This window comes from Rhodococcus sp. IEGM 1307, assembly GCF_030056915.1.
In the GTDB taxonomy this organism is placed as follows: domain Bacteria; phylum Actinomycetota; class Actinomycetes; order Mycobacteriales; family Mycobacteriaceae; genus Rhodococcus_F; species Rhodococcus_F opacus_D.
The window spans coordinates 199002-206261 of the sequence record NZ_JASHKW010000018.1 but is presented as its reverse complement, the minus strand read 5'-3'; the positions used below and the strand labels follow the sequence as shown (position 1 = coordinate 206261).

7 protein-coding genes are annotated in these 7260 nt (G+C 68.5%); 3 read left to right on the top strand and 4 right to left on the bottom strand.

Annotated elements, in window-relative coordinates:
• Positions 1 to 55: 55 nt before the first annotated feature.
• On the bottom strand, positions 56 to 1363 hold the full coding sequence (locus QM841_RS30400; protein WP_283334838.1) for an outer membrane protein assembly factor BamB family protein: 1308 nt from the start codon (positions 1361 to 1363) through the stop codon (positions 56 to 58).
• Positions 1364 to 1502: 139 nt separating this feature from the next.
• Here QM841_RS30400 and QM841_RS30395 point away from each other — a divergent pair, with 139 nt between their 5' ends.
• Both QM841_RS30395 and QM841_RS30390 read left to right on the top strand, forming a co-directional pair.
• Complete coding sequence (locus QM841_RS30395) at positions 1503 to 2246, top strand: acyltransferase (RefSeq protein ID WP_283334837.1); 744 nt, start codon at positions 1503 to 1505, stop codon at positions 2244 to 2246.
• A gap of 25 nt (positions 2247 to 2271) precedes the next feature.
• Entirely contained in the window at positions 2272 to 2529 is a 258-nt protein-coding gene (locus QM841_RS30390; RefSeq protein WP_283334836.1) for a DUF3253 domain-containing protein, read from the top strand.
• Between the two features lie 8 nt (positions 2530 to 2537).
• Here QM841_RS30390 and QM841_RS30385 read toward each other — a convergent pair whose 3' ends face one another.
• The 3 genes from QM841_RS30385 to QM841_RS30375 are packed head-to-tail and all read right to left on the bottom strand — an operon-like array spanning position 2538 to position 6201.
• Positions 2538 to 3782: a glycosyltransferase family 4 protein gene (locus tag QM841_RS30385; RefSeq protein WP_283334835.1), complete on the bottom strand. Its 1245-nt coding sequence runs from the start codon at positions 3780 to 3782 to the stop codon at positions 2538 to 2540.
• A complete protein-coding gene (locus tag QM841_RS30380; RefSeq protein ID WP_283334834.1) occupies positions 3779 to 5377 on the bottom strand; it encodes a 1,4-alpha-glucan branching protein domain-containing protein in 1599 nt (532 codons plus the stop codon). Before QM841_RS30380 ends, QM841_RS30385 begins: the two co-directional genes overlap by 4 nt.
• Positions 5374 to 6201: a class I SAM-dependent methyltransferase gene (locus tag QM841_RS30375; protein WP_283334833.1), complete on the bottom strand. Its 828-nt coding sequence runs from the start codon at positions 6199 to 6201 to the stop codon at positions 5374 to 5376. The genes QM841_RS30380 and QM841_RS30375 overlap by 4 nt, the downstream gene beginning before the upstream one ends.
• A gap of 241 nt (positions 6202 to 6442) precedes the next feature.
• On the opposite strand from QM841_RS30375, the gene QM841_RS30370 reads away from it, so the two are divergent.
• Complete coding sequence (locus QM841_RS30370; protein WP_005259535.1) at positions 6443 to 7243, top strand: electron transfer flavoprotein subunit beta/FixA family protein; 801 nt, start codon at positions 6443 to 6445, stop codon at positions 7241 to 7243.
• Positions 7244 to 7260 lie beyond the last annotated feature (17 nt).

The window sequence follows — 7260 nt, the reverse complement described above, 5'->3', positions numbered from 1 at the left end:
ACCGCCCTCACTCAATTCCGCAACAGCCCCCCGGACGTTGACAAGTACTCACGGGTCAGCGGAGGACGAACAGCTCCCCGAGCAGTGTCGGCGTCAGGACTTCACCCTTCGGCCCGACGGACGTGCCGACCGTGAAGCCCTTCGCCCCGGGCAGGGTCTCCTGGTCGAGGGTTTCGCCGGTCCCGGTGTCGAACGTGAGCATCGCCAGCCCGTCCGTACCCTCGCGGACCACCGCGTAACCGGTCGACCCGGCTGTCTGCGCCGGGACGCCCAGCTGCAGCAGATCCTTCCGCTCCCAGACCAGTTCGGCGTGATCGCCCTTGTCCTGCAACGCCAGGAGGTGACCGTCGAGTCCGCCGGCGGGGATGATCAGACCGTCCGCGGACGTCGACGGGCTACCGGCAGCGGCGTACCCGATGTCGTAGCTCCACTTCGCATCACCGGTCGCGGAATCGATCGCCCACAACGTGCCCCAGTTGTCGTTGGTGTAGACGACGGAGCCGTCGGCCGACAAGTCGGGGCTGGACGCGCTACCGCCCGGCAGCGCATCGCTGGACCATTCCTGGGTGATGGCGGGGTTGTCGCCGCCGGAGTACTTCATCGAGACGAGTTCCGCCGCGGGAGCGCCGGGCGCAAAGAACGTGAAGTAGAACTTGCCGGACTCGAGGTCGATCGCCGGCATGTTCGCGACCGGGCAGTCGGGTGCGCCGAAGAAGCAGCCGCTGAGACCCTTGTCGTCGGGCAGGATGTCGACGTTCGCGCCCTCGGCGACGGACGGCGGTGGGACGAGGTCGTACGGCGCCACGACCTTCTGACCGGTCTGCGTGTTCACGACGTTGATCTGGCCGAGCTGGGTGATGAAGAGGAGATTGCCGTCGCCGGTGAACTGCGCCGACAGCGGCGTCCCGACCACCGGTGTGCGCCAACGCAGCTGGCCGTACTCGTTGAACGAGTTGATGGCACCGTTCTCGCCCACGTACACGTTGGCGGCGCCGTCGACGATCGGCGTGGAGGCCACGACACCCGGCGCGAGCTGACGGCACCAGCGTTTGCGGCCGCTGTCCATCTGGTAGGAGAAGAGGTTGCAGCCCTTCTCGGTGCGGGCCGTGATGAAGATCTGGCCGCTGGCGGCCACCGATGCGTAATTCGCCACCGGACCGCCGAGCGGACGCGACCAGGCGAAGGAGAGGTCGCGGGAACCGGTGACGGGGCTGGTGTCGCTGTTGCGGGCGTCGGCGTGCATGCCGGGCCACCCGCCCGCGGAGAAGATGTCGTCGACCTGCGTTCCGCTGCTGCAGCCGCTGAGGACGACAGCCGAGATCGTCGCCAGCGCCAGTACTGACGAACGTAGGACCCGCCGCATTACTTCTCCTCGTCTTCGATAACGCTCGGCCCAGAGACTATCCCGCCGAGGCTGCACCGATCGGCACACCCCGATGCGGGTGTCGGAGTCCGGACACACCCGAACGAGGGCGCGAGCCGTGAACGTAGGCTGACAGGCTATGACGAGCATGTGGGGCGCACCGTTGCGTACGAGGTGGCGAGGATCCCGGCGGAGCGACAGCGAGCAGGCCCGCTTCCTGACACGCGACTCGCTGCGCTGGGTGCTGGCGAACAAGGCGTACACGCCGTGGTACCTGGTGCGGTACTACCGGCTCGCGAAGTTCAAGCTGGCCAACCCGCACGTGATCCTGCGTGGCATGGTGTTCCTCGGCAAGCGGGTGGAGATCCATTCGACCCCCGACCTGTCGCGGCTCGAGATCGGCCGCTGGGTACACATCGGCGACGGCAATGCGATCCGCTGCCACGAGGGTTCGCTGCGCATCGGCGACAAGGTGGTCTTCGGCAAGGACAACGTCGTCAACACGTACCTCGACATCGAGATCGGCGCGTCGACGCTCGTGGCGGACTGGTGCTACATCACCGACTTCGATCACCGCATGGACGACGTGAACGTTCCGATCAAGGATCAGGGCATCGTGAAGGGCCCGGTCCGCATCGGACCCGACACGTGGGTGGCGGCCAAGGTCACGGTTCTCCGCAACACGCGGGTGGGGCGAGGCTGTGTCCTCGGCGCGCATGCCGTCGTGAAGGGTGACATCCCGGACTTCAGCATCGCCGTCGGTTCGCTGGCCAAGGCCGTGAAGAACCGCAAGGCCGAGTGGGAGGCGGGCGCGTCCGAACGCGCGAAGTACATCGCCGCCCTCGAGGACATCGCCCGGAAGAAGGCGGCGCAGGAGAACTGACCGCCCCGGTGGCATAGTCGGCGTCATGGCCGTGTCGGACAGGGAACTCGAGGAGCGCATCCGGGCGCTCCTCGATGCCCGAGCCGACAGTGCGAGCATCTGCCCGTCGGACGTCGCGCGCGCCGTCGCCCCGGACGACTGGCGGCCCCTGATGGAACCGGTGCGGGAGGCCGCCCGGCGCCTGGCCGACGCCGGGGAGGTCGAGGTCACCCGGAAAGGTGCCGTGGTGGATCCGCGATCGGCACGGGGGCCGATCCGGATCCGGTGGGCCCGCACGGAGTGAGGGCCACGTCAGCGACCGGGCAGCGGACGCTCGGGAATCTCCGGCCTCGCCAACGGGTGCCGCACGCGACGCTTGGCGCCCGCGTAGACGTGGACGGTGTCCTCGGCCACCTTGTGCCAGTCGAAATCCGCGGTGAGACGGTCGCGGGCGGCCACCGCGCGCTGCTGGGCGCCGGCCGGGTCGTCGAGGACCTCCCGGACCGCGGACGTGAGCCCGGCGACGTCGCCCGGCTGGAACGACATGCCGGTCTCGCCGTCGACGACCGCTTCACCGAGGCCGCCGGCGGTGGACGCCACGAGCGGGGTGCCGGAGGCGGCGGCCTCGAGTGCGATGATCCCGAACGGCTCGTACCGGCTGGGCAGGACGATGGCGTCGGCGCCGTGCAGCCACCCGAGCAGTTCGATGTGGTCGAGGTTGCCGAGGAAGTTCACGGCACGGGCGACGCGATGGGTGCGGGCCTGCTGGTAGAGCCAGGTGAACTGGGTGCCCTCACCGGCGATCGACAGCGTGGTCCCGGGGTGGCTGCGGCGGATGCGGGGGAGCGCGGCGATGGCGTCCTGCACACCCTTCTCGTATTCGAGGCGGCCGACGAACAGTAGTTTCGGCGGTCCGGACCGCGGCGCGCGCTCGCGGAAGCTCCAGGTGGTGAGGTCGATTCCGTTGCGGATCACCGTGATCGGCGGGAGCTGCGGACCGTAGAGGGTAGTCACTTCGTCCTGCATCGACGCGGAACAGGTGATGAGCGCATCGGATTCGTTGGCCAGCCACCATTCCACCGAATGCACCTGGCGGTTGATCCGGCCGGACACCCAGCCGCTGTGCCGCCCGGCCTCGGTGGCGTGGAGCGTGGAAACCAAAGGGACGTCGTAGAATTCGGCCAACGCGATGGCCGGATGCGCCACGAGCCAGTCGTGTGCGTGCACCACGTCCGGCTGCCAGCCCTCCCCGACCCCCGGTTTGTGGAGGGCGACACCGGCTCGCACCATCGCGTGCCCCATCGCGAGTGTCCACGCCAGCATGTCCTCGCCGAAGACGAAGTGCGCGGGGTCCTCGGCGACGGCGACCACCAGGACGCCGCCCTCGATGTGGGTGACAGTGGGATGGGTGGAGGCGTCGGTGCCCGACGGCCGCCGCGACAGCACCACCACTTCGTGTCCGGCCGCCGCGAGTTCGGTGGCCAGGTGGTGGACGTGGCGGCCGAGACCGCCGACCACGACGGGTGGGTATTCCCACGACACGATCAGGATCTTCACGACGCCCCTCCCTCGGTGCCCGTCAGCCGGGTGTCCCTGCCGGGCAGACGCCGCGCGTCGAGCCCGGGGAACAGGCCGTCGGCGCGGTTCCATCCCTCTGCGAGCCGGTTCGCGGCCGCGTCCTTGCCCGCGGAGACCGCGGCGGCGATCTCGCGGGTGGCGTGTGCGTGCTTGTGTGCCCGGTCGCGGGCATATCCGGCGGCCGAATCCTTACTGACCATGAACGCCCAGTCGCTCGACACCGTCATGAGTGCCTCCCGCAGGATCTGATCGTTCACGCGGTTCCGGAGCGCGGGGCGTCCGGGGGCGGTGTCGGCGTCGTGGGTCTTGTCCACGGTGTCGAGGGCGGTCGCAACCACCTCGAAGTTGAGTTGCACCAGGTCCGAGACCTGATCGCCGGCCCACACCCGCCAATCCTTGCCGGATCCCCACGACGAGTTCTCGAGCTGGACGGGTTCGCCGACGTAACCCTGCCTGCGGGCGTCGTCGAGGGTGCCGACCCGAATTCCGGCCTCGGGTAGCGCGCGCAGCACCTTCTCGAGCCACTCGGGGCCCTCGTGCCACCAGTGCCCGAACAATTCGGTGTCGAACGCGGCGACGACGAGCGCGGGCCGTCCGATGCGCTCGGACTCGTCGCGCAGCCGCGTGCGGACGGTGGCGACGAAGTCGGCCGCGTGCCGATCGACCGCGGCCGTCGCGAGAGCCGGGTCGTACGGCGCCTTGTCGGCCGAGTCGACGGTGCGGCCGGTGACGCGGGCCGGTTTGAGGCCCGTGGCGTGGTCGTATGTGTGGAAATCGCGGTAAGCGCCGTGCCCGGGATAGCCCGACTTGGGCGACCACACCCGGTAACTCACCTGCAGGTCGCGTCCGAACGCGACCACATCGGACTCACGGACCGGCCTGCCGAGCGACGTGTCGCCGCGCAGGGCGGGGCCGTCGACCATGAAATGAGTGACGCCCGCCGCGGCGTATCCGGTCTCCATGCCGGGGGTGTACCCGCATTCGGGCCCCCAGATACCTGTCGGTGTGCAGTTCCACCGCGCGGCGGCGTCGGCGAGCCCCTCGCGGAGGGAGAAGGCACGCAACCGCGGGTCGAGCAGCGGCTGGAACGGGTGGGCCAGCGGCCCGCCGAGCAGTTCGAACGCCTCGCGATCGAGAAGGTCGCGCAGGACCGGTGAGCCGCCGTGCCGCCAGCGCAGCTCGAAGTCGGCGAGTGCGGCGGCGGACGCGCGGTGCTCGCGGGCACCGAGATCGCGGTGCGCGTCGTCGGGCATTCCTGCCGCCTCGTGCGCGCGGATCTGCCAGTTCCCGAGCCAGTGGTGCATTCCCGCCAGACTGTGCGGATCATCGAGCTGAGCTGCGAGAACGGGGGTGATGCCGAGGGTCAGTAGATGCGAGCGACCCTCGTCGGACAGCCGCCGCAACATCGCGGTGAGAGGGAGGTACGACGCCGCCCACGACTGGTACAGCCACTCCTCGCCCACCGGCCACCGGCCGTGGTTGGCGAGCCAGGGCAGGTGGGAGTGCAGGACCAGGCAGAACATGCCCGGTTCCGTCGCGTCGCCCGCTCCGGTGCGGTTGTCGGATTCGGTCACCGAACAGGATCCTTCACCGCGACGGCCACCAGGTCGAGGCTGTCGTCGATATCGCCCTCGTGCAGGGCGAAATCGTCGACGGTGATGCCCTCGACGTCGCGGGTCAGTTCGTCGGGCCACGGTTCACCGGCGAGTGCGCGGTCGATCTGGGCGCCGATGAACGAGCCGCCGTGCTTCGTGTCGAGGGATTTCAGCCGGTCGCCGTGATGGACGCCGGTCATGAGGGCGACCCTGAAGCCGGCCTCTTCCAGGAGCTCGGTCAGCTCGGCCGCGTCGAGTTCACGGGTGTGGAACGGATTGAGGGGCGTGTCGCGGCCCGGCGAGAACGTGATGCGGTTGGGGGTGCTGACGAGCAGTTCCCCGCCGGGCGTCAGCACCCGGAAGCATTCGCGCAGGAATTGGGCCTGGTCCCACAGGTGTTCGATCACCTGGAAATTGACGACGGTGTCGACGGATTCGTCGCCGAGGGGAAGGTCCGCGAGGTTGCCGTGCAGCATCTCGACGCGGGGGTACCGTGCACGCACGTGCTCGACCGCGGAGATGTCGTAGTCGAGTCCGGTGACGGTCCGTGCCACATCGGCAATCATGTTGGCGCCGTAGCCTTCTCCGGATCCGGCCTCGAGTACCCGGCGTCCCGCGCAGCGGGGGAGGAGGTCGCGGTAGACCACCTCGTGACGCCGGAACCAGTAGTTCTCCTCGGGGATCCCGGGCACGGTCCGCTCGCCCGTGAGGGGCAGTTGCTCGTCTCCGGTCGATGGCAATTGCTCGTGACCGAGCGGGGGCAGCGGTGCGTCCTCGCGGTCGCCGACAAATGATTCGCTCACCGCTGCGAGGTTAGTGCCACCGGCAAGGTCGCTCGTCCAGGTGGTCTACATCACAGGGATGAAATGCACTTTCGGCCGTTATGGTGAACGAGACTTTCACGCAAGTTACCGACGGGTAACTTAACGTGGGGTAATCTGTCGCAGAGCCATCGTGCGACGAAATATCGACAACGAGAGCTCGGCCCATGCGGAGCAACTCGCGATAACCACGCAAGAACACACAGGAGGTCGACGAAGACCCATGACGAACATTGTTGTTTTGATCAAGCAGGTCCCCGACACGTGGTCCGAGCGCAAGCTGACCGACGGTGACTACACGCTTGACCGCGAGGCCGCCGATGCAGTGCTCGACGAGATCAACGAGCGCGCCGTCGAGGAAGCGCTCCTGATCAAGGAGGCTCAGGGCGGCGAGGTGACCGTCCTCTCCGCAGGTCCGGACCGCGCCACCGACGCCATCCGCAAGGCCCTCTCCATGGGCGCCGACAAGGCAGTGCACATCAACGACCCGGCCCTCCACGGCTCCGACGCGGTGCAGACCGCGTGGACCCTGGCCGCGGCGCTGGGACAGATCACGTTCGAGAACGAAGAGCCTGCCGACCTGATCATCGCCGGTAACGAGGCCACCGACGGCCGCGTCGGCGCCGTTCCGGCCATCATCGCCGAGTACCTGGGCATCCCGCAGCTCACGCAGCTGCGCAAGCTCACGGTCGCCGACGGCACCGTCACCGGAGAGCGCGAGACCGACGAGGGCGTCTTCGGCCTCGAGGCGAGCCTGCCGGCCATCGTCAGCGTCACCGAGAAGATCAACGAGCCCCGCTTCCCCTCCTTCAAGGGCATCATGGCCGCGAAGAAGAAGGAAGTTCTCGTCTACACGCTGGCCGACCTCGGTGTCGACCCGGAGACCGTCGGTGTCGCCAACGCGGGCACCACCGTCACCGCCTCCACCCCCAAGCCCCCGCGTACCGCTGGTGAGCGCATCGTCGACGAGGGCGACGGCGGCAGCAAGATCGCTGCCTACCTCGTGGGCCAGAAGATCATCTGATCGCGCCCCTCTACAGA